Origin of the sequence: Nitrobacter vulgaris (assembly GCF_031453995.1) — a bacterium.
GTDB classification, from domain to species: Bacteria; Pseudomonadota; Alphaproteobacteria; order Rhizobiales; family Xanthobacteraceae; genus Nitrobacter; species Nitrobacter vulgaris.
This window is the reverse complement of the sequence record NZ_JAVDPZ010000007.1, coordinates 140691-165865: the sequence shown is the minus strand read 5'-3', so window position 1 is coordinate 165865 and position 25175 is coordinate 140691. Positions and strand designations below refer to the sequence as shown.

Annotated in this window: 24 protein-coding genes and 1 pseudogene; 6 read left to right on the top strand and 19 right to left on the bottom strand. The window is 60.1% G+C overall.

The annotated features are described in order from the left end of the window. Positions 1 to 3 precede the first annotated feature (3 nt). The 10 genes from GGQ85_RS06720 to GGQ85_RS06675 form a co-directional block, all read right to left on the bottom strand. Complete coding sequence (locus GGQ85_RS06720) at positions 4 to 525, bottom strand: copper chaperone PCu(A)C (protein WP_309773877.1); 522 nt, start codon at positions 523 to 525, stop codon at positions 4 to 6. Between the two features lie 13 nt (positions 526 to 538). Then, positions 539 to 898, bottom strand: a complete 360-nt coding sequence (locus GGQ85_RS06715; RefSeq protein ID WP_309773875.1) for a PepSY domain-containing protein — start codon at positions 896 to 898, stop codon at positions 539 to 541. Positions 899 to 1110: 212 nt separating this feature from the next. After that, on the bottom strand, positions 1111 to 1377 hold the full coding sequence (locus GGQ85_RS06710; RefSeq protein ID WP_309773888.1) for a TonB-dependent receptor: 267 nt from the start codon (positions 1375 to 1377) through the stop codon (positions 1111 to 1113). Further along, entirely contained in the window at positions 1259 to 3433 is a 2175-nt protein-coding gene (locus GGQ85_RS06705) for a TonB-dependent siderophore receptor (protein ID WP_309773874.1), read from the bottom strand. Before GGQ85_RS06705 ends, GGQ85_RS06710 begins: the two co-directional genes overlap by 119 nt. A 57-nt stretch (positions 3434 to 3490) precedes the next feature. Continuing rightward, positions 3491 to 3862, bottom strand: a complete 372-nt coding sequence (locus tag GGQ85_RS06700) for a DUF2946 family protein (protein ID WP_309773873.1) — start codon at positions 3860 to 3862, stop codon at positions 3491 to 3493. Positions 3863 to 3921: 59 nt separating this feature from the next. Beyond that, positions 3922 to 4416: a TlpA family protein disulfide reductase gene (locus GGQ85_RS06695; protein ID WP_309773872.1), complete on the bottom strand. Its 495-nt coding sequence runs from the start codon at positions 4414 to 4416 to the stop codon at positions 3922 to 3924. Next, complete coding sequence (locus GGQ85_RS06690) at positions 4413 to 5621, bottom strand: sialidase family protein (protein WP_309773871.1); 1209 nt, start codon at positions 5619 to 5621, stop codon at positions 4413 to 4415. The genes GGQ85_RS06695 and GGQ85_RS06690 overlap by 4 nt, the downstream gene beginning before the upstream one ends. A 16-nt stretch (positions 5622 to 5637) precedes the next feature. Further along, on the bottom strand, positions 5638 to 8022 hold the full coding sequence (locus tag GGQ85_RS06685) for a TonB-dependent receptor family protein (protein ID WP_309773870.1): 2385 nt from the start codon (positions 8020 to 8022) through the stop codon (positions 5638 to 5640). A 92-nt stretch (positions 8023 to 8114) separates the two neighbouring features. Continuing rightward, on the bottom strand, positions 8115 to 8486 hold the full coding sequence (locus tag GGQ85_RS06680; protein WP_079447197.1) for a DUF2946 domain-containing protein: 372 nt from the start codon (positions 8484 to 8486) through the stop codon (positions 8115 to 8117). A 119-nt stretch (positions 8487 to 8605) separates the two neighbouring features. Continuing rightward, positions 8606 to 9709, bottom strand: a complete 1104-nt coding sequence (locus GGQ85_RS06675; RefSeq protein WP_374708852.1) for a Ppx/GppA phosphatase family protein — start codon at positions 9707 to 9709, stop codon at positions 8606 to 8608. A 354-nt stretch (positions 9710 to 10063) separates the two neighbouring features. Between GGQ85_RS06675 and GGQ85_RS06670 the strand changes: the two genes are divergently transcribed. Both GGQ85_RS06670 and GGQ85_RS06665 read left to right on the top strand, forming a co-directional pair. Next, positions 10064 to 10537, top strand: coding sequence for a YaiI/YqxD family protein (locus tag GGQ85_RS06670; RefSeq protein WP_079447154.1), 474 nt, complete (start codon positions 10064 to 10066; stop codon positions 10535 to 10537). A gap of 4 nt (positions 10538 to 10541) precedes the next feature. After that, a complete protein-coding gene (locus GGQ85_RS06665) occupies positions 10542 to 12353 on the top strand; it encodes an ABC-F family ATP-binding cassette domain-containing protein (RefSeq protein ID WP_309773869.1) in 1812 nt (603 codons plus the stop codon). 8 nt (positions 12354 to 12361) lie between these two features. Here the strand turns inward: GGQ85_RS06665 and GGQ85_RS06660 are convergent, their stop codons facing one another. From GGQ85_RS06660 to GGQ85_RS06625, 8 genes are all read right to left on the bottom strand, one after another. Then, the gene (locus GGQ85_RS06660) at positions 12362 to 13594 is read right to left on the bottom strand and encodes a BaiN/RdsA family NAD(P)/FAD-dependent oxidoreductase (RefSeq protein ID WP_309773868.1); all 1233 of its coding nucleotides are present in this window, start codon (positions 13592 to 13594) and stop codon (positions 12362 to 12364) included. Between the two features lie 30 nt (positions 13595 to 13624). After that, positions 13625 to 14101, bottom strand: coding sequence for a MaoC family dehydratase (locus tag GGQ85_RS06655; RefSeq protein ID WP_079447157.1), 477 nt, complete (start codon positions 14099 to 14101; stop codon positions 13625 to 13627). Between the two features lie 71 nt (positions 14102 to 14172). Then, entirely contained in the window at positions 14173 to 15072 is a 900-nt protein-coding gene (gene mmsB, locus GGQ85_RS06650; RefSeq protein ID WP_309773867.1) for a 3-hydroxyisobutyrate dehydrogenase, read from the bottom strand. A gap of 33 nt (positions 15073 to 15105) precedes the next feature. Continuing rightward, positions 15106 to 16176 carry an enoyl-CoA hydratase/isomerase family protein gene (locus tag GGQ85_RS06645; protein WP_309773866.1) on the bottom strand — a complete coding sequence of 357 codons (1071 nt, stop codon included), beginning with the start codon at positions 16174 to 16176 and terminating at the stop codon, positions 15106 to 15108. Then, on the bottom strand, positions 16173 to 17318 hold the full coding sequence (locus GGQ85_RS06640; protein WP_309773865.1) for an isobutyryl-CoA dehydrogenase: 1146 nt from the start codon (positions 17316 to 17318) through the stop codon (positions 16173 to 16175). The genes GGQ85_RS06645 and GGQ85_RS06640 overlap by 4 nt, the downstream gene beginning before the upstream one ends. A 16-nt stretch (positions 17319 to 17334) precedes the next feature. Next, on the bottom strand, positions 17335 to 18828 hold the full coding sequence (locus GGQ85_RS06635) for a CoA-acylating methylmalonate-semialdehyde dehydrogenase (RefSeq protein ID WP_309773864.1): 1494 nt from the start codon (positions 18826 to 18828) through the stop codon (positions 17335 to 17337). 95 nt (positions 18829 to 18923) lie between these two features. Continuing rightward, a complete protein-coding gene (locus tag GGQ85_RS06630; RefSeq protein WP_309773863.1) occupies positions 18924 to 20093 on the bottom strand; it encodes an acetyl-CoA acetyltransferase in 1170 nt (389 codons plus the stop codon). Positions 20094 to 20479: 386 nt separating this feature from the next. Next, complete coding sequence (locus GGQ85_RS06625; RefSeq protein WP_079447163.1) at positions 20480 to 21070, bottom strand: SET domain-containing protein; 591 nt, start codon at positions 21068 to 21070, stop codon at positions 20480 to 20482. Between the two features lie 222 nt (positions 21071 to 21292). On the opposite strand from GGQ85_RS06625, the gene GGQ85_RS06620 reads away from it, so the two are divergent. The 4 genes and pseudogenes from GGQ85_RS06620 to GGQ85_RS06605 all read left to right on the top strand — a co-directional run bounded on the left by GGQ85_RS06620 (position 21293) and on the right by GGQ85_RS06605 (position 23999). Continuing rightward, positions 21293 to 22225, top strand: a complete 933-nt coding sequence (locus GGQ85_RS06620) for a class I SAM-dependent methyltransferase (RefSeq protein ID WP_309773886.1) — start codon at positions 21293 to 21295, stop codon at positions 22223 to 22225. A gap of 131 nt (positions 22226 to 22356) precedes the next feature. Further along, entirely contained in the window at positions 22357 to 22824 is a 468-nt protein-coding gene (locus tag GGQ85_RS06615) for a hypothetical protein (protein ID WP_309773862.1), read from the top strand. 89 nt (positions 22825 to 22913) lie between these two features. After that, positions 22914 to 23606, top strand: coding sequence for a methyltransferase family protein (locus GGQ85_RS06610; RefSeq protein ID WP_309773861.1), 693 nt, complete (start codon positions 22914 to 22916; stop codon positions 23604 to 23606). A gap of 32 nt (positions 23607 to 23638) precedes the next feature. Beyond that, a pseudogene (locus GGQ85_RS06605) lies at positions 23639 to 23999 on the top strand (GFA family protein). A gap of 148 nt (positions 24000 to 24147) precedes the next feature. Here GGQ85_RS06605 and GGQ85_RS06600 read toward each other — a convergent pair. Beyond that, positions 24148 to 25101, bottom strand: a complete 954-nt coding sequence (locus tag GGQ85_RS06600) for a Tim44 domain-containing protein (RefSeq protein WP_309773860.1) — start codon at positions 25099 to 25101, stop codon at positions 24148 to 24150. Positions 25102 to 25175 lie beyond the last annotated feature (74 nt).

Here is a 25175-nt window from a genome sequence, read left to right as displayed (position 1 = left end):
TCCTCAATCGCCGCCGCCCGGCGGCCGCGCTCCCATCCCGATTACCTTGAATTCTACCTCGATTCTACCAGCGTGCTCGAACTGCAAGGCACCTCGAACCTTCTCTTCCGCAGCCAGCGGATGCAAGAGGCCCACGAACATGATGTGAAGTCCGCCCGGCTTTGCCTCAATGGAACTTCCTGGTGGCAGATCGATGCCCGTCAGCTGACGCATTTTCATGACGCCGCCCTCGAGCACGACATCGTGAAGCTCGAAACCCGTTGCAGCCTCCACCGAGCCACCGAGGAAGCGGTCAGGCGAACTCCCACGGTTTTCAATGACGAGATAGCCAGCGCCGACTTGCGCTCCCGCCGGCGTCGCTCGCGACCACGGGCGCGAAATCACAATATCACCTGCTTTGAAATCCTCCGCTGAGGCGGCTCTCGCGGTTGCCAGCAAAGCACAGGCGACCGCAACGCAGAAGAGTTTCGATGTCATTGACCCTGTTTCACTCATGATGAACTGCCAATGAAAAAGATCGAGCATTGCCTGATCTCCGTCAAGCCGCCGTCCATATCAGAGCCGCGATTCCGAATAGCCAGATTCCGATCTGGTTCAGCAACAATCGATAATGCAAGGCATAGACGAACTCCATGATCGCCTCGGCTGTCGGCGGCCAGGAATTTCCCTGCACGCGGCGCGTCAGCTCCCGCCCTGAATACGGGTCCAGAATGATAACACTGAACGGCGTGTCATCCGGCTCTCGCTCGGCACGGTGGCGCACCCAAGCCACATAGCTATGCTCGGGCGTTCGTGTCAGATCGACACTGTCGACAAAGACGCCCGGCGCGTGCAGGAGCGCGCGCTCCCGCAACTCGAACGGATCGATCATGTCGCGCCCATCGGCTTCGGCATGCATCAAATCGAGCTGAAGCCGGCCGTCAACTCTTTAAAAAAGCCAGAAGACTTCCGGTCGTACCGGCGATAACGAGAAAGAACGCAAGATAGAGGCCGACGTATCGATGGACCAACACCCAGAAGCGTCTGCGCATCGCGAACCCATTCATGGCAATCTGTGAGCGGCGAACGCGCACGCTGGTCCGGCGCGCGCTCCGGTCGCAGAGTCCTCGTTCAGTGTTCGAACCTCAACCGGGCGATGAAGGTGCGCCCCGGCGCAGGCAGTACTCCCGGCGTATACGTGGCGCTTGCGTAATACCTTTCATCGAACAGGTTGGTGACGTTGAACTGCGCCGTCGCCTTTCCGAAGCCGGTATCCCAGCTATAGGACACGTTGGTGTCGACACGAATGTAGTCGCCGATCTTGAACGTGTTCTCGTTGTTGCCCCATCGGTTGTTTGCCGCGAAAGCGCCCGCGCCAAATCGCCACCCCGACGGCAGACTGTACTGAAGCCAGATGCCGCCCTGGTGAAGGGGGATGTTGGTTGTACAGTCTATGCCCGACGTTACCCGGATCGCCGGTGGGCGTCGTGTCCTTGGTGATGCGCGCATCGGTGTAGGCATAGTTGGCCATCACCTGAAGGCGTTCCGTCAGATGTCCGGCGACGTCCACCTCGACGCCACGTGAGCGTGCCTCGCCAATCTGATTCACAAAAGTCGGGTTCCCCGGTATGGGCGTTACGATGTTGGTTCTGGTCAGGTCATACGTGGCCACCGTAGCGTTGAGGCGGCCATCGGACGTTTGAAACTTCGCGCCAGCCTCGTATTGCCTGGCTTCACTCGGATCAGGCAAGGAGCCATCCGAAAGCCTCCCAAATCCGACAATGGGGCCGAACGATTCCGAATAGCTGGTGAACAGGGCGACCTCCGGCGTGACCCGGAAGTTAATGCCGGCGCGGGGCTTGAAGACGTCGAACGTCTTGGCGTCCAACGGCGTGGACGGCGGACAGCCCGTCGCGCCGCCGCTCAATGCACACGATCCGCTACCGGCATTGCTCCAGTCCCAGCGGCCGCCGGCAATCAGATCCAGCCTGTCGAACAAGGTCACCTGGTCCTGGAAGCTGACAGCGCGCCACTCCGTAAAGGATGGCGCTCCGATCGTCAGCGGAAGGTCAGCGACTTCCCGCCAGCTCTGGTAGACCGGGTTCTGAATACTGAGCGGGCGAACGATCGCTGGATCGGTTGTGCCGTTGCGCCCCGAATTTTGTTCGTTGTGATAAGATTCGGCGCTTGCGAACAGACGGTTGCGAATGTCTTGCGTGATCTGGGTGTCGCCCGTGATCGACGCCTCGACGAAATGGCTGTCGGAAACACCGACAAACTTGGAATAATAAATGTCGGTGAAACCGGGAGCCACGAGCGATCCACCCGGCTCGGAATCGTAAGACAGCGTCACGTCATGGTTGAAGGTCCCGCGTACTTTCGCAGTCCAGCCTTCGGCGAGCTTCTGTGTCAAGATCGCATCGACCAGATGAGTTTCGATTACGCTAGGGGGCTGATCTTTCAGTCCATAAAAGCGGCTGCGCGGAACGTCCGGGATCACATTATTGTATACGGGAATGCCGAGGTCGAATACCTGCTCCATGCGCCTGTATTCGTAGTTCACATAAAGCTCGGTGGTCGGCGTCACGTCCCAACTGAAGGAAGGCGATAGCAGAACGTTCCGAGAGTCAACGAAATCACGGAACGAGTCGCGATCCTCAAACGCCGCGATGGCGCGATAGCGCAGCGAGCCGTCCTTTGTGAGCGGGCCGGTAGCATCTGCGGCGGTGCGATAGCCGAGATTGCTGACTTCCTGCAGGATCGAGTAATATGGCGTCGCAAGCGGCTTTTTGGTTACCATGTTGATCAGGCCGCCGGGATCGATGCGTCCGTAGATGCCGCCCGCCGTTCCCTTCAACACTTCGACCCGATCGATATTCGCGAAGTCGAACCTGGAATTCCGGAACGGCGCGCCATCCCGGTAGATCCATCGATCAAAACCCTGCGCGAAGCCGCGCAGCGTGATTCCGTCGTAAACGCCTTGACGGTCGATCTGCACTCCGCTGACGTTCTTCAGCGCTTCGCTGATCGTCGTCACGGCCTGGTCTCTGATAATGTCGCTCGGAACGGTTTGGATTGAATACGGGGTCTCAAACACCCGCCCGTTTATCTTGGTGGCGCTGGTGGCGTAGGGCATCGCGTAACCCTTACCGACGCTGTCGCCGGTTCGTGTGCCGAAACCGGTCCCCTTCTCCGCTAGCGTCGCGGCAGCCGGCGCATCGGTGCGCGCGGGCTGGCTGGACGTTGCGATAGCCCGCGCCACCGGCCTGGCTGCGGTGCGTTTCAGTTTGCGCTTCGCAACCTGGCTCGTAACCACCGTGATCGGCGGCAGCGTGACGCCCTCACCTCGCGGCGCGGGCCGTTCCTGCGCCGCGGCGCCATTGACCACAAAGGAAATCGCGACAGCAGACGTTGCGCGCGCCGCACAGCAGCGCACGAACAAACGGATAGACATGACTTTTCTCTCTCCGAGACGGAAAACAGAAGCACTTCTGGTGCAGTTTGTTTTGGCTCAGGAGATGTGAGGAGGACCGCGCGCCTGCGCGTGGGAGTCGATCGCGAATGGCGGCAACCCGAAGGCCAGACCGCGCCAGAAGACGGCGGTTGCGTCACGCGCAATGTTGACGGCGACGGCTTGGGGGTCGGCGGGCGGTGTCGCGGCGTGGACGACGCAATACAATGCACAGCAGGCGCTATGAGTTTGCTGCGGGTCGGTCTCACGGTCTTGCTGAGAGCTCGCATCGGGAGCGACCGAACATATCGCACCTGCCAGCGGATCGGCGGCGACTATGCTGAATGCCAGGGACGACGCGATTGGCGTGAATGTCTGCACCAGCATCGCAAACATGGCAATTGGAAGAAATCGTCCCAGCCACCGACGCATAATCCCTCAGCCTTTCCGCCACCCGCTCAGGTTTCTTGAGAGTTCAGTGCAGATCTCCCTCATCTTGTTTCGATCATCTGGCTTCCGAACCATTTCTTTATCTTGGCGAGATCGACAATGCCCTCAACCGTCGTGACTTTGCCATCGCGCGCAATCAACATCGTTCGAGGGATGTCGCCTTGCCAGCTGGGATCGATCTCATAACGTAGTCGTTCGACGAAACCGTCGCTGAAGGTCCAGTTCTCGACCGAAGATAGTCCGGCCTTATGCAGCATTGAGAGTGCGGCTTCGCGCGGGTTCGGAACGAAATCGGCATTGACCGTTACGACGTCGACACCCGGATTGTCTCTGACGAACTTCCCGAGCAGCGGCAACTCGACCTTGCAGGGGCCGCAAGTGACGCCCCAGAAATTGACCATCATTGGACGACCGGCATGCGCATCGAGGATGGCTTGCCAGCTTCCGCGCTGGAACGAGCGCAATTGATCGTGCGCCGCGAGGGGTTGCGAGAGAAGTGTCAGAGCGAACGCGAACAGCAACAAGTGACGCTTCATGGTGCGCCCTCGATCGGCATGATGTGGTAGCCGTCGGCCTTGGTCATCCAGGACAAGAAGACCTCGCGTCCATTCCCGACAAGCAAAGGATGATCAGACGCGTCAACTGTCTCAGCAACGACCTGCGGTTGCGACCAGTTTTTCCCATCATCGCCGGACCTTATAAGCTTTACGGCCGTCTTTTCGCCGTCAAACTCTTTCCAGACAATCGCGGTGCCAGAGGCACTCGCTAAGACGTAGGGGCGTGACGCGCTCCGGTCCGGCCTGCCGAGAGCCATGGGCTCGGAAAACGTCTGTCCGCCGTTCGTCGAGCGCGCATAGAATAAACCCTTTCGCGCTTCGCCGCCGGTGAACCAGACCGCGTGATAGATTCCCTTCGGCGAAATGGCGAGGCTCGGCCCCTGGTGCGGGCACGCCTCGGTCTTCCAGTTGTCTTGACTGACGCGATGGATCTCTCCCGGCGTAGCTGGATCCCCGAGGGTGACGATCGCGTGGTCCCGAACGCTGTCCGGGAAGATATTGCGAAACAGTACAGCGGGCCGGCCAGAGCCCGCGAATGCCACCGAGATCCGGCAGCACTCGCAAGTGCTGTCCTTCAACATGCGAGCCTCGGTGTACGACCCGCCGCCGTCCTTCGACCATGCGAAGAACAAAGCCGCTCCCTTATATGTTTGATTGGCCGCGCGCGCTTGCGCCCGATTGCGTTTGTCGAGCCAGGCCACGAAGACCGAACCGTCGGCATCCAGTGCGAGCTGCTCGAAGCGTTGGCTTTCCTTGTTCGATGTAATGGATTCCGGCTTGCTAAAGCTGTGACCTCCATCGACCGAGCGTGTGTACAGCACCTCGCCGTTGAAGTTCTTATCCCTGAAAATCGAAAAGGCGATGGCGATCCGGTTGTGCTGGTCAACGACCATCTTGGGACGCGCATCAGGTCCCCAATCGAGCTCGAGCGGCCGATCAACGACCGCGACCGGCGCTGAAAAGGTTTTTCCACGATCCTTGGAGCTCGCCACCAGTATGCGCCCACCTGCCATCCACGCCAGCCACAAGGTCCCGTCTGGGGCGAATGCGGGCGTGACCTTGGTCGCGCATCGCAGTTCGGTCGTATCACAGGCGGCCTCTGATACGTGGTGATGGCTCATCTGCGCGTTTGCCACGCCCTGCCAGAGGATCGCGATCGCAACGACGATTGCTGTTCTGATCATGGTCAGGTCACCTTTGCTATCGAAACGCAAATCTCATTCCGGCGATGAACATGCGTGGCGACCCGGCATAGATGGAGCCGCCGGTGTTAGCCAAAACGCTCGCGGGGTTTTGAACGCCCACCCCGGTTACCGTGTTCGCGATGTTATTGGCGGACGCTACATATGTCCTGTCGAAGACGTTCCGCACCTCGAAATAAGCATGAAGCGAGTTGAGATACTCCGATTGCAGGGGCTTGTCGTAGTGCAGATTCAGATTGACGAGTTCGTAGCCGGGCGCTTTCAGGAGATTGGCATTGTCCATATAGAATGCGTCCCTCCACTGAAACTCGACGAACGCGCCAACGCCTTTCAGGGCGCCCGAGAGCTGGTCATAGGAAAGCCGTGCCGTCAGCTCGTTCGGCGAAATACCGGGAATCTTGTTGCCCGCGCGATTGAAACCGAAAACGGCGCCATTGGTGATATTCTCGGTGTAGCTCGTGTAGACTTGGTCGAGATAGGTATAGGCGGTGGTCACACGCCAACTTGGCAGGAAACGCCATTGCGCCAAGAGTTCGAAGCCACGGTGCTCGGATTTCGGGGCGTTGAACGTATAGCTTGAGTTGGGCGAGTTGAGGGGCGTTGCCTGCGTGACCAGTTCGTCGCGGAAAAACTCGTAGAAGCCTGTCGCACTTACCCTGATCGTGGGGTCCGGCGTCCAGTCGAAGCCGAGATCGTAGCCGAGATTCTTTTGGGGATTGAGCTGCGTATTGTTGCCGTTCTGACCGTTCGGCAGCACGAACAGGTTGCCGACCTGTGGCGTTCCGTAGCCGGTCGCGACCCGCGCACGGAGAAGCCAGTCTTTGTCCGCGCGGTATTGAAGCGCGAATTCCGGCGCGGTGTTCTGGAATTGGCGATCCGTGCTTCTGATGGTCGTGGTCGTAATACCCGTTGGCCCGGTATAGGTGTAAGCTGTATTGACGCCGTTTAAATGGGTTGTCTCCCACCCGATCCCCGCAATAGCGGTCCATGCGTTGGTGAGCCGCAGTTCTTCGCGCGCACGGACACCATAGTTGGTGTGCTCTCCGGTGACGTTCGACTGTAACTGACCGCGCGTTCCTCCAGGCGCCACATTGTATGTGTCACCCGACCAACTCAGGGTGTTGTAAAACGCGCCAAGGTAGCTGGTGGAATCCATTCCCAGGAGATCGCTCCGCCTGACGAGGTCGCTCATGAAGTTATAGGATGGGTAATCGCCGATCGCGCTCGTGGCGCCGGTCGGCTGGTTGATATTGCGATCGTCGAACACGAATTGGTTGCGCCAGGTGGTCTGGTTATCGAAATCATGCTCCCAGCGTCCGCCCACGATCGTCCGGCGATCGTCGCGGCCGAGCCTGGCCTGCTCGGCCGTTTGGCGACTGGTCCCGTTGGCTGTGTTGAAGCCGTTATTGAACAACGTAATCGTGCCGCAGCCGGGAGCGGCCGTTGCGGCCGTTTCACAGCCTCGCTGAAAGGGGTTGGTGTAGAATTGATTGAGCGAGGACCGGATCGGGAGGCGCGTATCCAGCGTGTTGTTGATCAGCTTGAATGTGAAACGATCGTCCGGCGTCGCCTGTAGTGTCCCCAGGAAATTCACGGTCTGAGTGTTGAACCAACTGTTGCCCAGAAAACCATCGCTACGCGCGTCACTTGCGAACAGAGAGCCTTCGAAGTTTCCGACTTTCTTGCCGGCAGTCAGATAGTTGTTGAGGTATCCGTAGCTCCCGCCATCGACGCCGTACTCGACGCCGTTGATGTCGGCGCCGCGACGGGTCCTGAAGTTCAGCGCACCGCCGGTCGCATAATTGCCGTAGAGTGCGGACGACGGCCCCCGAATGACGTCGATGGCCCCGTAGGCGCGAGGATCGATCAGGTCGCTGCGGGACAGTCCGTCAGGCTGTGTGACCGGGAAGCCGTCATCAAAGATCACCAGATTGCGAATGGCGAAGCCGTTGCGCGCGTTCGACCCGCGAATCGAGATGCCGAAGTCCCTGGGACCGTTCCCTTGCTTGATGGAAATGCCGGGACTGTCGCGCAACACGTCGGCCACGGAGAACGCGGGCCTGTTGGCGAATAGATCGCGGCCGATCGTTGTCTGGGGCTGCCCGGTCGGCGCCTGATGAAGGATCGCAAGTTGCGTATCTGTAGAGACTGGCGGCGGCCTTACGACGACAGCCGGTTGCGGCCGGGGAGATGATCTCGGAGCGTCGCGGTGGGCGACCGAGCGCTTTTTGCGCGGACTGGCCTGGGCACGGCGCGGCGCTTCGACCGTGATGCCCGGAAGTGTCTGGGCGGCAGTCTGAGCGGCAGCATCGCTGCAAACAGCGAGCAACGCCGAATGCAATGCGAGCGCGCCAGCGCCCGAAAAGAAACGAGAGCAAAACATAGGATATTCCCGATGCGGGCGATCGCCCTGAGCATTTAATCAAACAGACCGGATCACCGCCGCAGTCACGGCGATCGTGCGGATTTGCTGAATCAGGAAATAGCCGGAGGAGCACGCGCCTGCGCGTGGGAGGCAACCGCGAATGGCGGCAACCCGAATCCCAAGCCGCGCCAGACGACGGCGGTTGCGTCACGTGCGAAGCTGACAGCAGCCGCTTGCGAGTCGGGAGGTGGGGTTGCGGCGTGGACCACACACAACGTACAGCAGACGCCGTGTGTCTGCTGAGGGTCGGTCTCACGGTGTTGCGGAGAACTCGTATCCGCGGCGGCATGCGAACATATCGCACCCGCTAGCGGGGCGGCAGAGACGGTGCTGAATGCCAGGCATGCGGCAATGGGTGCAAATATCTGCACCAGCATCGCAAACATGACGATCGGAAGAAATCGCCCCAGCCGCCGACGCATAATCCCCAGCCTTTCGCTGCCGGGAACTATCATGCCGGAATTCGGGTGTCTAGACGACCCTCTCGATTTCGGCCCATCGAATTCAAATCGGTAGGGGCTGTTCGGGATAGATTACCGGGTCACGCCCGGCAATCCGGAGAAACATCCTTTTGGTGGTCAGCTCCGTTGAGTGCGCCATCTTCGCGCATCATTTCGACCAGCATACCCTCCCGCAGACCACGATCCGCTACCCGCAGACGCGGCAAAGGAAAGGCTCGTCGAATGGCATCCAGGATGGCGCAGCCCGCCAGAACCAGATCGGCACGCTCAATCCCGATGCAGCCGTTTGCCACCCGTTTTTCATAATCCATGCCGCAGAGCCGCGCGATGACCTGGGTCACCTCGATATCGTTCATCCAGATACCGTCAACCTTGCGGCGATCGTAGCGCGCCAGGCCGAGATGGAGACCGCCAAGCGTCGTCACCGTGCCCGAGGTGCCGAGAAGGTGCATTCCGTAGAGATCGCGGCCATGGGCAGCCGCAAACACCGCAAGATGGCCGGTGACCTCATTCACCATGGAAGCGTAAGATTGCGGCGTTATGTCGTGCCCGCCAAAACGCTCAGCTAGCGTTACGACACCAACCGGAAGCGACATCCACGCCATGGTGCGCAGGTCGCCTTCGCGACGGCGCTCTATGCGAACGAGCTCCGTCGAGCCGCCGCCGATGTCGAACAGGATCGCGCCGCTCGCTTTCGGATGAACCAGCGGCGAGCAGCCGATTACCGCAAGTGCGGCTTCCGTCTCCCGATCGATCACCTCGAGCTGAATGCCCGTGGCGGCAGCAACGCGGCTACGAAAATTCTCGGCGTTCGACGCCGCCCTGCACGCCTCTGTCGCGATCAGCCGCAGGCGGCCCGCTTTCCTGACGCGGATCTTGTCGCGGCATATGGCGAGCGCGGCGATAGTCCGCTCGATCGCCGCCTCGCTGATATGCCCGGTCGATGAGATGCCTTCGCCTAGCCGGACAATTCGCGAAAATGAATCGATCACGCGAAAACTGCCGCCTGTCGGAGAGGCGATCAGCAACCGGCAATTGTTGGTGCCGAGATCGAGGGCAGCATAAACGCCGGCATCGGCGCTCGGCGAAGAACGGATAGCGCTCGCCGCGGTCATCGCGGCTTCCAATCCCAGAAAGCTGTCGCGCGATCCGGTATCAACGCAACGCTGGATATCATCATCCATGTATCCGTCTTTCCGCGGCCACTCGAGCGGCCTACGAGACAATATTTTTCCCGGAAGTTTAGCAGCGCAGACCGCGAGCGCAACCGCCCATAGACTCCTAGGTCAGGGTCATTCGGATCGCCGGGACAATTTGACCGGGAGCAAACAGGAAAACATCAAAAGCCAAGCGCAATTTTACAACTTCCCCGCTCTATTGCGTCGCAAAATCAATTTCGTACAACCACAGATATATCGTTGACGGCAGCATGCACCCTCTTGTGCGCCAATCGGAGGCTTTAGCTCGCCCGCTCGCAATCCTCCCTCACATGGAGTAACACGCGCTGCCATGATGTCCGCGCAGCTGATGATCCGCCATTGACCTCCATTCGCATCTACGTTGACGCCGATGCGTGTCCGGTGAAGGACGAAATTTATCGCGTCGCGGTACGTCACAGCGTACCTGTCATCGTGGTCGCAGGTACGTATATCCGTGTGCCTGACGACCCCTTGATCGAGCGAATTGCGGCGGGGCCGGGCATGGATGCTGCCGATGACTGGATCGCAGAACGCGCCGGCAAGAATGATATCGTCATCACCGCGGATATTCCGCTGGCGAGCCGCTGCGTCAAGGCGGGCGCTAGCGTGATCGCGCCGAACGGAAAGCCATTCACGGAGCAGTCGATTGGGATGACGCTCGCAGTCCGCAACCTGATGACCGACCTACGCGCGAGCGGCGAAGTGACGGGTGGCCCGCGCTCGTTCCAGCCACGCGACCGCTCCGCATTCCTGTCGGAGCTCGACAAAGCCATCCGCCGTATCCAGCGCACCTGCGCGACACAGCAGGGTTGAGACGATGGCGCCGCCGCTGATTCAGCTAAAAGATATCGCGCTGACATTTGGCGGCACACCGCTGCTGTCCGGCGTCGAACTCACGGTATCGGAATCCGAACGGCTTTGCTTGGTCGGTCGTAACGGCTCCGGCAAATCAACACTCTTGAAGATTGCGGCAGGCCTCATGGCGTCTGACGGCGGCAGCCGCTTCGTGCAGCCCGGCGCCACCGTACGTTATTTGCCGCAGGAACCGGATTTCTCCGGCTTTGAAACCACGCTCGCCTATGTCGAGGCTGGGATGGGCCCCGGCGACGATCCCTATCAAGCGCGCTATCTGGTCGAACAGCTCGGCCTCACCGGCGCGGAGCATCCCGCGCATCTTTCCGGTGGAGAAGGCCGGCGCGCTGCGCTGGCGCGCGTGCTGGCGCCCTCGCCCGACATCCTGTTGCTTGATGAGCCGACCAACCATCTTGATCTCACCACCATCGAATGGCTGGAAGGTGAACTCGGCGCGCGGCGCGGCGCGCTGGTTCTCATCAGCCATGACCGGCGCTTCCTGGCCAATCTTTCGCGCAGCACCGCATGGCTCGATCGCGGCCGGGTCCGGCAGATCGACCGAGGCTTCGCGAATTTCGAGGAATGGCGCGACGAGGTTCTGGCCGAAGAAGAGCGCGACCAGCACAAGCTCGACCGCAAGATCGTAGCCGAGGAACACTGGCTGCGTTATGGGGTCTCGGGCCGTCGCAAGCGCAACGTCAAGCGGCTCGCTGGTCTCCATGAACTGCGTCGGCAACGTCGCGATTATCGCGGCACAGCCGGCAGCGCGAACCTCGCCGCGGCCGAGGCCGACAAGTCCGGGAAGCTCGTCATCGAAGCAAAGGGCATCGGGAAGTCCTATGAGCGAACGATCGTCGATCAGTTCTCAATCCGCATCCAGCGCGGCGACCGCATCGGCATTGTCGGTCCCAACGGCGCAGGCAAGACCACGCTGATCAACATGCTCACTGGAGCCGAGACGCCAGACGGCGGCACGATCCGGCTCGGCGCCAATCTCGAAATGGCGACGCTTGACCAACACCGAGAAAGCCTCGACCCGAAATCGACGCTCATGGAGGCGCTGACCGGGGGGCGCAGCGATCACGTCATGGTTGGTGGAAAGCCGAAGCACGTCGTCAGCTACATGAAGGATTTTCTGTTCGCCCAGGAGCAGATGCGAACTCCGCTTGAGGCGTTGTCCGGCGGGGAGCGCGGACGCCTGATGCTGGCACGCGCGCTGGCAAAGCCATCCAACCTGCTGGTGCTGGACGAGCCGACCAACGATCTCGATCTGGAAACGCTCGACGTGCTGGAGGACATGCTCGGCGACTACGAGGGCACCGTCATCCTCATCAGTCACGACCGCGACTTTCTGGATCGCGTCGTGACCTCGGTGATCGTCCCCGAAGGCAATGGCCGCTGGGTCGAATACGCCGGCGGTTACACAGACATGCTGGCGCAGCGCGGCGCCGATCTGAAGCGTGAGGCGCCGAAATCCACTCCGGCGTCTGAGATAGAGCGTTCTGCGAAGAACGCACCTGCAGTCACCCCCGGCAAGCGGCGGCTCAGCTTCAATGAGAAACATGCGCTCGAGACGCTGCCGAAATCCATCGCAAAACTTCAAACCGAGATCGCAAAGCAGCAGCAACACCTTGACGATCCAGACCTCTATGCGAAGGATCGCGCAGCCTTTGACAAGGCTTCCGGCGCGCTGGCCAAGGCGCAAACAGAGTTGCAATTAGCTGAGGATCGCTGGCTCGAATTGGAAATGCTTCGCGAGGAGATCGAGGAAGCCTGAGAGCCAGACTAATGCCGCAACCACTTCAGCGCACCTCGCCCGGCTGCCGCACCGGTCGCGAACGAAGCCTGGAGCAGATAGCCGCCGGTCGGCGCTTCCCAGTCCAGCATTTCCCCGGCGGCGAACACGCCCGGCAACCTGCGGATCATGTAGTCGCCGTCAAGCTCGCTGAACGCAATTCCTCCAGCGGAGGAGATCGCGCGCGCGATCGGCGCGACGCCAGTCAGCGTGATCGGAACGGCACGAATCGACGCTGCAAGCGCTGGCGGTGGCATCGTTCCCGACTGCTGTCCGGAAGCGATCGCCGCTTCCTGCAATAGTCCGATTGCGACCGGCGCAAGGCCAGCGGCTTTGCGCAGCCAGTTAGACATGGACTGTTTTCCGCGCGGCACGTTCAACCGCACGGCGAGTCGATCAGTCGGTACATCAGGTCGGAGGTTGATGTGCAGAACGGCGTTCCCCGCAACGTTGATGTGTTCGCGCAGCATCGCAGAGAGGGCATAGATTCCTCCACCCTCGATGCCGTCACGCGTGATGAGCACCTCGCCGCGCACAGTGTGCGGACCGAACGACAGCGCGACGTTCTTCAGCGGTTGGCCTTCGAAGCGATCACGGAAGAAGCCGCTCCATGCCACGGTGAACGCGCAGTTGGCCGGTCGAAGCAGCGACATGGCAATCCCTCTGGACGCGAGCTGTTCGACCCACGCGCCATCAGAGCCAAGTCGCGGCCAACTCGCGCCGCCAAGCGCCATGATCGTCGCATCTGCTGCCACCATGCGCTCGCCATCAGGCGTCCAAAACTTAAGGCGGCCGTCGCGATCCCAGCCCATCCAGCGATGCCGCAGCGCCAGCGTTACGCCAAGAGAATCAAGCCGCTTCAGCCATGCACGCAACAGCGGAGACGCTTTGAGCGCTTTCGGAAACACGCGACCGCTCGACCCAACGAAAGTCGGTTGTCCGAGATCGTCGGCCCATTTTCGCAGCGCCTCGGGCGTGAACGCGTCGATAGCCGGCTTGAGATAGGGTACGGCCGCGCCATAGCGCGCGAGGAATTGCGGCAGCGGCTCGCTGTGCGTCAGATTGAGGCCGCCGCGCCCCGCCATCAGAAACTTGCGGCCCGCTGACGGCATGGCGTCGAACACGGTCACGCGCACGCCCCCGCGCGCGAGAACCTCCGCAGCCATCAGGCCGGCGGGACCAGCGCCCAAAATCGCAGCTTGGGTTTGGAGGACGTCACGCATCGAAAAAAGATGTGCCCTAGTTCCGCGCCGTCAGGAAAAGTACAGGAGCGCAAGCCAGTCGGCGGCAAGCGCCAACCGCTTCTCGCCCTCGATCTCGACGCTGACGGCGGTGCGCGACAGCAGTTCGCCGGGCTTGCGAAGCGTCGCCTCGGTGAGCGTGAAACGGCCCCTGACGCGCGATCCGGATTTGACCGGCGATATGAACCGGAGCCGGTCAAAGCCATAGTTCACCCGCATGGTCACACCGGCGACCGGCGGAATCACCTCATGCGACATGACGCTGAGCAGCGACATGGTCAGGAATCCATGTGCAACGGTCGTGCCGAACGCTGTTTCCTTGGCCCTCTCGGGGTCGACGTGGATAAACTGACGGTCTTCGATCACGTCAGCATAGAGATCGATCCGCTTCTGGTCGATCAGGTGCCATGACGAAGCGCCGATCTCCTGACCGATCATTTGCCTGTAGGCTTCGAGCGAGACCGATGGTTGCTTCCAGACCTCGTTCACAGCTTACGTCTCCCCCGCTTTTGACCCGAGCTCTGAGCTCTCGAAGTTTTTAGAAAGTCACCCTCGCATCGTCATCGGCCACCCATGTTTTCCGCAAGGGCGCGGATATGCCGGATGATTCCGGAGAAATCGACCCCCCCGTTTCCGGCCGCATCGAACGCCTTGTAGATGTCCTGCGCGTGCTGTCCAAGCGGCGTCACCGCGCCGGTAGATTTCGCCGCCTCCTGCGCAAGCGTCAGGTCTTTGAGCATCATCGCCGAGGCGAAGCCCGGCTTGTAGTCGTTATTCGCGGGCGAGGTCGGAACCAGCCCCGGCACCGGACAGTAGCTCGTGAGCGACCAGCACTGGCCCGACGCTGTCGAGGCGACATCGAACAGCGCTTGGCGAGACAGGCCGAGCTTTTCCGCAAGCACGAAGGCCTCGCCCACCGCGATCATTGAAACACCCAGGATCATGTTGTTGCAGATTTTGGCGGCCTGTCCCGCTCCGTCACGGCCGCAATGGATGATCTTCTTGCCCATCGCTTCAAGAAACGGCTTCGCCGCCTCGAAGGACTCAACTTCGCCGCCAGCCATGAAAGTCAGCGTCGCGTCGCGAGCGCCCGCGACGCCTCCCGAGACCGGCGCATCGACCGAATGCAGAGAAGCCCTGGCCGCCAACATATGGACCCGCCGGGCGCTTTCGACATCGATGGTCGAACAGTCGATCATCAGCGCGCCCCTGGTGGCTGCGGGCATAACATCGGTCCAAACCGACACCACATGCCTCCCGATCGGCAGCATGGTGATGATGACGTCCGCGTTTGTCACCGCAGCCCTTGCGCTGCCGGCAATCATCACTCCATTCGCTTTTGCCGCATCTCTCGACGCCGGAACGAGATCGAAACCGGCTACCTTGTGGCCGGCCTTGACGAGATTAGCCGCCATGGGTCCACCCATGTTGCCGAGACCGATGAACGCAATGGCCGCCATGCTGCCTCCAGTCGAAGTCACTTGTTCTTATATCTAATTGAACACAAGTTCGTCCGCGCCGACATTCGCAAAGTACGGCGCAATCATCTCCGGCGTAACCTCCTCGATCGTTGAGGGCGACCACTTTGGATTTCGATCCTTGTCAATGATCGCAGCGCGAACGCCTTCGCGAAAATCGTCACTCGTAAAGACTGCGAGCGCGGCACGATATTCTCGTGCAAGGCAATCCTCCAGCGTGGCCGAGGCGCGCGCAAGCCGCAACAGTTTCAGCGTCACTACAAGGCCGCGTGGCGATTTCTCGCTGAGAGTCTTGAGGGTGGACCGGGCCAGTTCAGACCCGTCGCGTTGCAGCGCCGCCATGATATCGTCCATTCGACCATGGGCGAACCATGCATCGATCCGCGGCCGGATGGCCGCGACAGAACTGCCAGCGTCGCCATTCGCAAAGCCGGCGATCGTTGCTTTCACGCGAGATGAATCTGCACCGGGGTCGAGCGCGGCTAAGGTCTCACGCAGAGCGGCAAGTTTTCGTGACGGCACAACTACATCGGCGAAGTCTGCGTAGATCGCATCGGGCCCGTTCATGTTCTGGCCGGTCAGTCCGAAATAGGTTCCGATTTCACCAGGCGCATGCGACAACAGCCAGGTTCCTCCGACATCCGGAAAGAATCCGAGACCGGCCTCAGGCATGGCGAGCCTGGTTCTCTCGGTAACGACGCGGTGCCCGCCATGCGCCGACAATCCCACACCGCCGCCCATCACGATGCCATCCATGAAGGCGACATAGGGTTTTGGAAATTTTGCAATCCGGGCATTGAGCAAGTATTCCTCGCGCCAGAACTCCTTGCCGAGATCGCCCCCGACATTCGCACTCTCCCAGAGCGAGCGGATATCGCCTCCCGCGCACAAGCCGCGCTCGCCGGCGCCCTCAAGAAGAACCAAACCGACGGCAGGGTCTGCCTCGAACTGGTCCAGCGCCTTGTGCATCTCGCGAAACATTTCCAGGGTGACGGCATTGATTGCCTTCGGACGATTGAGGCGAACAACGCCCACGTTCCCCTCGCGACGTACGATCAAATCCGGCTCGTCAGCAAGAACCCTCATCGCGTACCCTCGATCAGCTTGCGCGACACGATCACGCGCATGATCTCGTTGGTGCCCTCGAGAATTTGATGGACGCGCAGATCGCGCACGATCTTCTCGATGCCGTACGCGCTGAGATAGCCGTAACCACCGTGGAGTTGCAGCGCTTGATTGGCGACCTCGAAGCCGACATCCGTAGCGAGCCGCTTTGCCATCGCGCACAGCATGGTGGCGTCAGTATCCTCCTGATCCAGCGCGGAAGCTGCCCGCCACAGAAACGTTCGCGCCGCCTCCAGCTCGGTCGCCATGTCGGCGACCTTGAATTGTAGGGCCTGGAATTCGTCAAGCCGCTTCCCGAAAGCCATGCGCTCCTTCATGTAAACGAGCGTCTTGTCGAGCGCCGATTGCGCGCCACCGAGCGAACACGCCGCGATGTTCAGCCGTCCGCCGTTGAGTCCTGCCATCGCGATCTTGAACCCGACGCCCTCGTCGCCAAGACGGTTTGCGACCGGCACTCGCGCGCGCTCGAAAATCACCGCTCGGGTGGGCTGCGCGTTCCATCCCATCTTGCGTTCGTTGGCGCCGAACGAGACACCCGGCGTATCGCGTTCGACCACGAGCGTCGAGATACCGCCAGGCCCGTCGTCTCCAGTACGCACCATCACGACGTAAAGGTCGCTGACACCAGCGCCGGAGATGAACTGCTTCTGTCCGTCGACAACGTAATGATCGCCGTCACGCGTCGCGCGGGTCCGCAAGGCAACCGCATCCGATCCCGCGGCAGGTTCAGTCAGACAATAGCTCGCCAGCAGCTCCATGGTGCAGAGTTTCGGCAACCATTTGAGCCGCTGCTCGTCCGAACCGTAGGCATCGATCATCCACGACGCCATGTTGTGGATCGAAATGAACGACGATACGGTGGGACAACCCTGCGCTAGCGCCTCGAAGATGAGCGCAGCATCAAGCCGGCTCAAGGCTGAGCCGCCGACATCATCCCTAATATAGATGCCGCCGATACCGAGCGCCGCTGCCTCCCGCATCGTCGCGACCGGAAAGTGCTTCTCCTCATCCCATTTGAGTGCGAACGGCGCGATCTTCTCAGCGGCGAAGTCGCGCGCCATATCGCGGACAGCGATCTGATCCTCAGTCAGCGCGAACTGCATACGTGATCCCTGCCGGTCACTTGCTGTGGAACGCGAACTGCGCCCCTTCCTTGACGCCGGAGGGCCAGCGCGAGGTGACGGTCTTGGTCTTGGTGTAGAACCGAATTGAATCCGGACCGTACTGATTAAGATCGCCGAAGCCCGAGCGCTTCCAGCCACCGAACGTATAGTAGGCGACCGGCACCGGGATCGGCACGTTGATGCCCACCATTCCCACCTGGACGCGGGAAGCGAACTCGCGCGCAGCGTCGCCATCGCGCGTGAAGATCGCCACGCCGTTGCCGTATTCGTGCTGCGACGGCAGAGCCACCGCTTCGTCAAAATCATTGACGCGCACCACCGAGAGCACGGGACCAAAAATCTCTTCCTTGTAGATCCGCATGTCCCTGGTGACGTTGTCGAATAGACAAGCACCCATGTAGAAGCCGTTCTCGTAGCCTTGCATTTTGAAGCGGCGACCATCGACCGCCAGCGTAGCGCCTTCCTTGACGCCAATCTCGACATAGTTCCTGACACGCTCCAGCGCCAACCTGGTGACGAGCGGACCGAAATCGGCGGATGCATCGGTGGACGGTCCGATCTTCAGGTTCTCCACGCGCGGGATTAGCTTCTCCATTAGCCGGTCGCCAGTTGTTTTGCCGACCGGCACCGCGACCGATACCGCCATGCAGCGCTCCCCGGCTGCGCCATAGCCCGCCCCCACCAGCGCATCCACCGACTGATCCATATCAGCGTCAGGCATGATGATCATGTGATTCTTGGCGCCGCCAAAACATTGACACCGTTTACCCGTCGCGGCAGCACGAGAATAAATATAATGCGCGACTGAGGAGGAGCCGACGAAGCCGATGGCCGCGATATCGGGATCGTCAAGAATGGCGTCGACCGCCTCCTTATCCCCGTTCACGACATTAAGAATGCCGGGCGGCAAACCGGCCTCGAACATAAGTTCGGCCAGCCGCATCGGCACACCTGGATCGCGCTCGGAAGGTTTCAGGATGAAGGCGTTGCCACAGGCGATCGCCGGCGCAAACTTCCACATCGGAATCATCGCCGGGAAATTGAACGGCGTGATTCCGGCAACGACGCCAAGTGGCTGGCGCATCGAATAGCTGTCGATGCCGGGACCGGCGTTCTCGGTGAAACTGCCTTTCATCAACTCGGGAATGCCGATGGCGTATTCAACGACCTCCACGCCGCGGAAGATGTCGCCGTTGGCGTCGGGAATGGTCTTGCCATGTTCGCGGGCGAGCAGTTCCGCCATCGCATCATTGTCGCGCGCCACCAGTTCGAGAAACTTGATCAGCACGCGGATTCGGTGCTGCGGACTGGTCGCTGCCCAAGCCGGCTGCGCAGCCTTGGCATTCTCCACGGCCTCGCGCAATTCAGCTTTCGATGCCAATGCGACCCTGGCCTGCACCTCGCCCGTCATCGGCTGATACACGTCGGCGAAACGTTTCGATGCACCCTTGACATTCTTACCGCCGATAAAGTGCCCGATGGTACGCATGCTCCCTCCCGGCTCGTTTGCAAGAGTCCAGTCGTGACATCCTGATCCGTATATTCTTATTCGCTGCGCGTCTTGAACGATGCGCGCTTTAGAAACTATCGAACCGGCTCGAGGATCGAAACATAGTTCGCAACTGCCGTGCCACCCATGTTGAAGATGCCGGCGAGTTTAGCGCCTCTGATCTGCATGCCATCGGGTGCCTCGCCTGCGAGTTGCATTGCGCTCATCACATGCATGGAAACTCCGGTGGCGCCGATCGGATGGCCTTTGGCCTTCAGGCCGCCCGACGGATTGATCGGCAACTTGCCATCTTTCTGCGTCCAGCCTTCCTTGATGGCGCGCGCCCCTTGTCCCCTGGGCGTCAGACCCATGGCCTCGTACTCGATCAGTTCGGCAATGGTGAAGCAATCGTGAGTCTCGACAAAAGAAAGATCGGACAGCGCAACGCCGGCCTTCGCCAGCGCCCGCTGCCAGGCCACCGTGCAACCCTCGAACTCGAGAATGTTGCGCCTCGACATCGGCAAGAAATCCTGCGCGTGGCCGGTCCCGCGGATGCTGATCGCCTTGCGCGCCGACCTGGCCATGTCAGCATCCATCAGCACCAACGCGGCCGCGCCATCCGAAACCAGCGAACAGTCAGTACGTTTCAGCGGCCCCGCCACGAACGGGTTCTTCTCGCTCTCGGAACGGCAGAAGTCGTAACCGAAATCCTTGCGCAGTTGCGCGTAAGGATTGGCGACGCCATTCTTGTGGTTCTTCGCTGCGATCATCGCCAGCGCATCCGAAGCGTCGCCGTATTTCTGGAAATAGGCTTGCGCGATCTTGCCAAAAATGCCGGCAAACCCGCCGACGGTATCGCCATCTTCGGGGAGGTAGGAGGCGCGCAGCAGATTGCGGCCGATCTCCGGACCGGGCGTCCGCGTCATCTGCTCAACGCCGACCACCAGCACGATCCTCGCCGCACCGGACGCAATCGCGCGGACACCATGATGCACCGCCGCCGACCCGGTGGCGCAGGCATTCTCCACGCGCGTCGCCGGTTTGAAGCGGAGTTCTGGATCAGCTTGCAGGACGAGAGCCGCGGTAAAATCTTGTGGTGAAAAACCGGCATTGAAATGCCCGAGCAAGATCTCATCAACCTCGCCTGCGGAAACGCCTGCATCGGCCAACGCGTCGGTTGCCACCTTCACCACAAGACTTTCGACGGTCTCGGTGTCCAGTTTCCCGAACGGCGTATGCGCCCACCCCACAATGTTGGCGGTCATGGTCCTGCTCCCATGTGCTGGCCCGTATCTGTTTTAGAGCGGGATGCGAGCGGATCGTCACCACACACGCTCCTCTTCCCGCTCTGGTCTTATGCCGAGATATAGTCTGTCGGAAACGCGGGTTTCAGGGCGATAGTGGGATTTTTCACCCCAACATATGACTGACCATGCGTTCCCAGCTGGACAGCGGGACAGAGCGGCGCCTTGCGAAACAAACCGGGCAACCCGGCGGAGCGGTCATTCACGAACCTGCCGTCACGCTGCGCGCTTTATATGGCCGCGCACTCCATGTCCGTTCTCAACGGCACAACTAGACGGCTTTGAACCCGGCCACCGCAAGATTAAGATGACCGACTGAGCGATAACAGGATGATCAGCGCCGTTCTTTATGAACGTTTCTTTGATCTTCCGTCCTTAGCTGCCGACCGCGCCTTCGAGTTCTTCGGAGCTGCGGAGCGCGCCTTATGCCCGTTCAGCTTTCTGCGACTGCCTCCGACGCCTGCGCGCTTTTCGGCCCTCGCCCGTGAATGCTTTTTCTCCTCGCGCGCCGCCGCACGCAACTTCTTGCGTTTCTTTTCACAGGAGTCGCACTTGCAGCCGATCGGCTTCAAATACTCCTTGAAGTAGTCGGTGCCGTAATCGTAGTTGATTTCCTCGCCGGGCGCGATGTCCTTGATGGCGCGAATATCGACGCGCCGCTTGATCTTGCGGACGTCCGACTCCGCATTCGGTTTGCAGGAGTGGTTGATATAGCGTGCGATGTTCTTGCGCAGCGAACCGTCGATGGTCCAGCGGCTGGTGATCTGGAAGAGATACTTGTTCTCGACCGCATCGTCCTTCTCTTTGTTGCAGTCGAGCAGCGGCCCGATATACCGGATGATCGTCGTGCCCTTCTTGATTGGTTTGGTGGCGAAGAGACCGAGCCCCGTGCGGGAGCGGCCAATACGATAAGGCTTGTTCAGAGATATGTCGGGCATGATGGGCTAAACTGAAATGCTCAATGATGATGTCAGGCTTCGTGGATACGTTAGTTTTGCATGATTCCGTAGCTATTGTCAGGTGGCTCCGTCCCTACGTGCTGATCTTCCATAACCGCAGATGGGTTTATCTTCGCCTTGGTTTCTGCAATAAGCAACTCGCGTTTAGAAGCGTGAACGACAGTTGGACTTTTCGAAACTAAGGACGGAGCATTGTTAAAGGTGGAATTCTCCCGGATCAATCAAGCCAAAGCAGTCTTCGATGATATCTACATTCAGGACGACCCAAGATCGTATTTCTCGATCCTGGGCGATCTCGACTATATGATCACCGATGTAGCCGAGCCGGTTATCCGCCAGATACTATCCGCCAAGGCTTCTGTCAGCAAAGCTGAACCGGTCGTGCTCGATGTCGGCTGCTCATACGGCATCAACGCCGCCGTGCATCGTTTTCCGCTGACTTTCGGAGGTTTGCGCCACCGCTACGCCCGGCGCGAAGTAAAGGCAATCAGCCCCGAAGAGTTGATGCTGCTCGATCGCAACTTCTATGCGAGTTGGCCCGATCATGGCCTCGCCCGGTTTATCGGCCTTGATGTATCGGCGCCAGCAATTCGCTACGCGACGCGCGTCGGGCTTCTCGATCATGGCATCGTCGCCGACCTCGAAAACCAGCCGCTTTCCGCGGAAGACGCGCGCATTGTCCGCCCCGTCGACGTGATCCTGTCAACGGGATGCATCGGCTATGTCACCGAAAAGACATTCGGCAAGCTTCTCGGTGCGACTGAGAAGAAACCATGGATCATTTCCTTCGTGCTGCGAATGTTTCCTTATGACGCGCTTGCGACGACGTTCGCACAGCGCGGCCTGGTAACGGAAAAGCTGAGCGGCGTGACTTTTGTCCAGCGCCGTTTTCGCGATGCCGAGGAATTCGAGAGCAGCCTTACAACTCTCGCAGCCGCCCAAATCGACTCAACGGGGCTTGAATCCGAGGGTTTGTTTCACGCGGATTTGATCCTTTCCCGGCCGGAGGAAGATGCGCGCGCCGCTCCGCTGGAAGACATCGTAACCGTGGCCAGCGGACGCGGCCGTCCGATCGCGCCGCGTTACGTTCACGTCGAGAGCGATGACGGCTTGCGAGTGACGCTGGAGCCGTAATCGGTGCCTCGCCTCGTGATCATCATGACAGGAATATGCCACCAGGCGCTGAGGAACAATTTCGCCGGCTCCAGTGCAAATCTATCCGCGCGTACCCACCAGCTTGATCGTTTTCCTCGGGAGATCGTTGAATGACAAGCCTGCGCCGCTGCCTCACCCGCCTTTATCTTGCCGCAGCAACGATGCTTGCCCCTTTACCGGCCCTAGCTGATCGCTGTGACGATCTGGCCGGACAACTTAAAAGTCAGATCGACGGCTTGCATGTCGGCAAGACCGCCGCCAACGCTATTTTCCTGTCGCATCCCGCGACCACGCAGTTGATCCTCGGTTGCCCTAACCGCAAGTTTACCAACGAACTGATCGCCGGCACGGATAGCCGCAAGCCGAAACCTGAGTTTTACGATCTGGTGGCGCGAGCCTCTGCCATTATCTTCACGATCCCGATCGCCGATACGTTGAAAGGCGTCACCCGATGCATCAAGCGCATGGGTCTGTTACGCGGCGACGACGTACAGATGCGCTATCGGCGGCTGAACATGCATTGCACCCGCACCAAAACCAGCGCCGCCATCGCAGTATCCCGCGGCAACGACGAGTGACGAACCAACAATTTCCAACCTTTCCCGAAAAGGAACCAATTCTCTGCTTCCTGTCGCAGGTTCGCCGCGAAATGTGGTAATGTGGATGCATGGATGAAGAGCGCAACCTAATCCGCCGGTTGATGACCCAGAACACGGTGTGGATCGTAACACTGGGCATGCTGCTGTTCGTCCCCGCAGGCAGCGTGGACTGGCCTGCCGCCTGGCTGTTTCTCGCGACGCTCGGTATTCTCGGTATCATCGGTGGATTTTGGTTTGTGAAGATCAATCCCGGGCTGCTGACCGAACGCATGCGCCCAATGATTCAGAAGGACCAGCCGAATGCGGACAAGGTCTTCATCCTGGTAATGGGGCTGGTCAGCATGATCTGGCTGATCGTCATGGGCCTCGATCAACGTTATCGGTGGTCGGGCATGAGTACCGGATTTCAGGTTCTCGGATTTGTGCTGTTCATGCTGTCGCTCGCTATTTCGTTCTGGGCGATGCGGGAGAACGCATTCGCAGCGCCGGTGGTGAAGATACAGGCCGAGCGCGGACATCAAGTGATCCGCACAGGCCCCTACGCGCTTGTCAGGCATCCGATGTATAGCGGGGCGATCTTCTTTTTCCTCGGGGTTTCGCTGCTGCTGGGATCATGGTGGGGCGCCACAATCACGCCGATCTTCATCGGGCTGTTCGCAGGGCGTGTGGTGATCGAGGAAAGCACCCTGCTCGCCGGCTTGCCGAACTATCGGGATTACACCGAGCAAGTCCGCTACCGATTGTTGCCCGGAATCTGGTAGTCTGATCCGTTCGTTCTGGACCGGAGAGCCAAATGCCCGACGTGAAAACATACACCGGCGGCTGTCATTGCGGTCAGGTGCGCTTCGAGTGCACAACAGATCTTGCCATGGTGACCGCATGTAACTGCTCGATCTGCACCAAGAAGGGACTGCACATCACCTTATCTTGCGCCACAAGATTTTCAACTCAGGGCGGGCGAAGATAATCTCAAGGAGTACCTGTTCAACAAGCACGTGATCCGGCATCAGCTTTGCATCGACTGCGGTGTTGAGGTATTCGCGCGCGGCAAAAAGCCGGACGGGACTGAAGTGGTCGCTCTCAATGTGAGTTGCATCGACGGTCTCGATCTGTCCCGTCTCACATTGACACCGATTGACGGACGCAGCCTCTGAAACGCTGCACGTTTGCTACAACGGTTTCGAGCGAAGTAACTTCCGATTCGCGTGAAACGTGCCCTAACCAAGGCTCTTCGTTCAACGCAAACAAAAAGACGCCACGAGGTTATCGCGGCGCCTTCTTTTGAATGATCGTCCTGACCGGTCAGGTCTGCTGGATTGCCGATAACTCCCACTTTCCTCCGCTCCGACGCGCGAACGTCCAGATGTCGGTCGCCTCCTGCGGCTGGTCACTGCCCTCGACGATGCGGCCGCTGGCGCGCTCGATGGTCTTGTCGATCAACGAGTAACGCAGCGCCACCGTGGCATAATCGGTAACTCCTTCGCGCCAAGCTTCTGCGAGATCGCCCTGCAGAAGCTTGACGTCCGACACCTTGTTGACGACGCCACGGGCGTCGTTGGCCCGGAGATCTTCGGTGAAATATGACACCATTTCCGGCGTTGCCAGCGTGTGCAGGGTGTTGACGTTCTCGTTCGACCACGCGGCCTGGATTTCTCCGAGCAGGCGCTCAAAAGATTCGTAGTCGGACGGCGTGATTTCCAGCGGCGCGGCGCTGGACATCGAACCGAAACCGAGACCGCTGCGGGCGTTCGTTTGAGCAGCAGCCGGCCCAGGCGCCGGTCCAGGCGCCGATCCGGCATACGCAGGCGCATTACGCCGCTGCCACCACGACATCGCAAAGCGGACAACGAGATAGATCAGGCCGATCTGAAGCACCAGGCCGATGATGGACGACAGGCCTCCGAGACCGCCGAACAGGCCGCCGCCGAACAGCAAACCCAATAGTCCCGCACCGAGGAAACCGGCAGCGAGACCGCCGAGCATACCCATGCCCGGCCGGTTAAAACGGCCAGTAGCCGCAGCACCGGCGGCCGGACGGCCGGGCTGGCTCATGGTGCGATCGAGCGGACGCGCCGCGTTCGGCGCGGTATTGGTGATCGGCGGCGCAGAGAAGGTCCGCGAGCCGCGCGATCCATAGCTGCTGCCTCCGCCGACGCGCGCGTCCGCTGCAGAGACCGCTAACATCAAGGGAAGCGCCAACGACAGGACGACGGCAAAAGCCTTCATCGCGCCGGACGCCCACTTAGCCAATTTCATAAGTTGTTCCTTTTTCTTTCGGCAGGATCTGGCCCTTAAAATGGGTAGCCCCGGTCAAAAGAAAAGTCTTATCG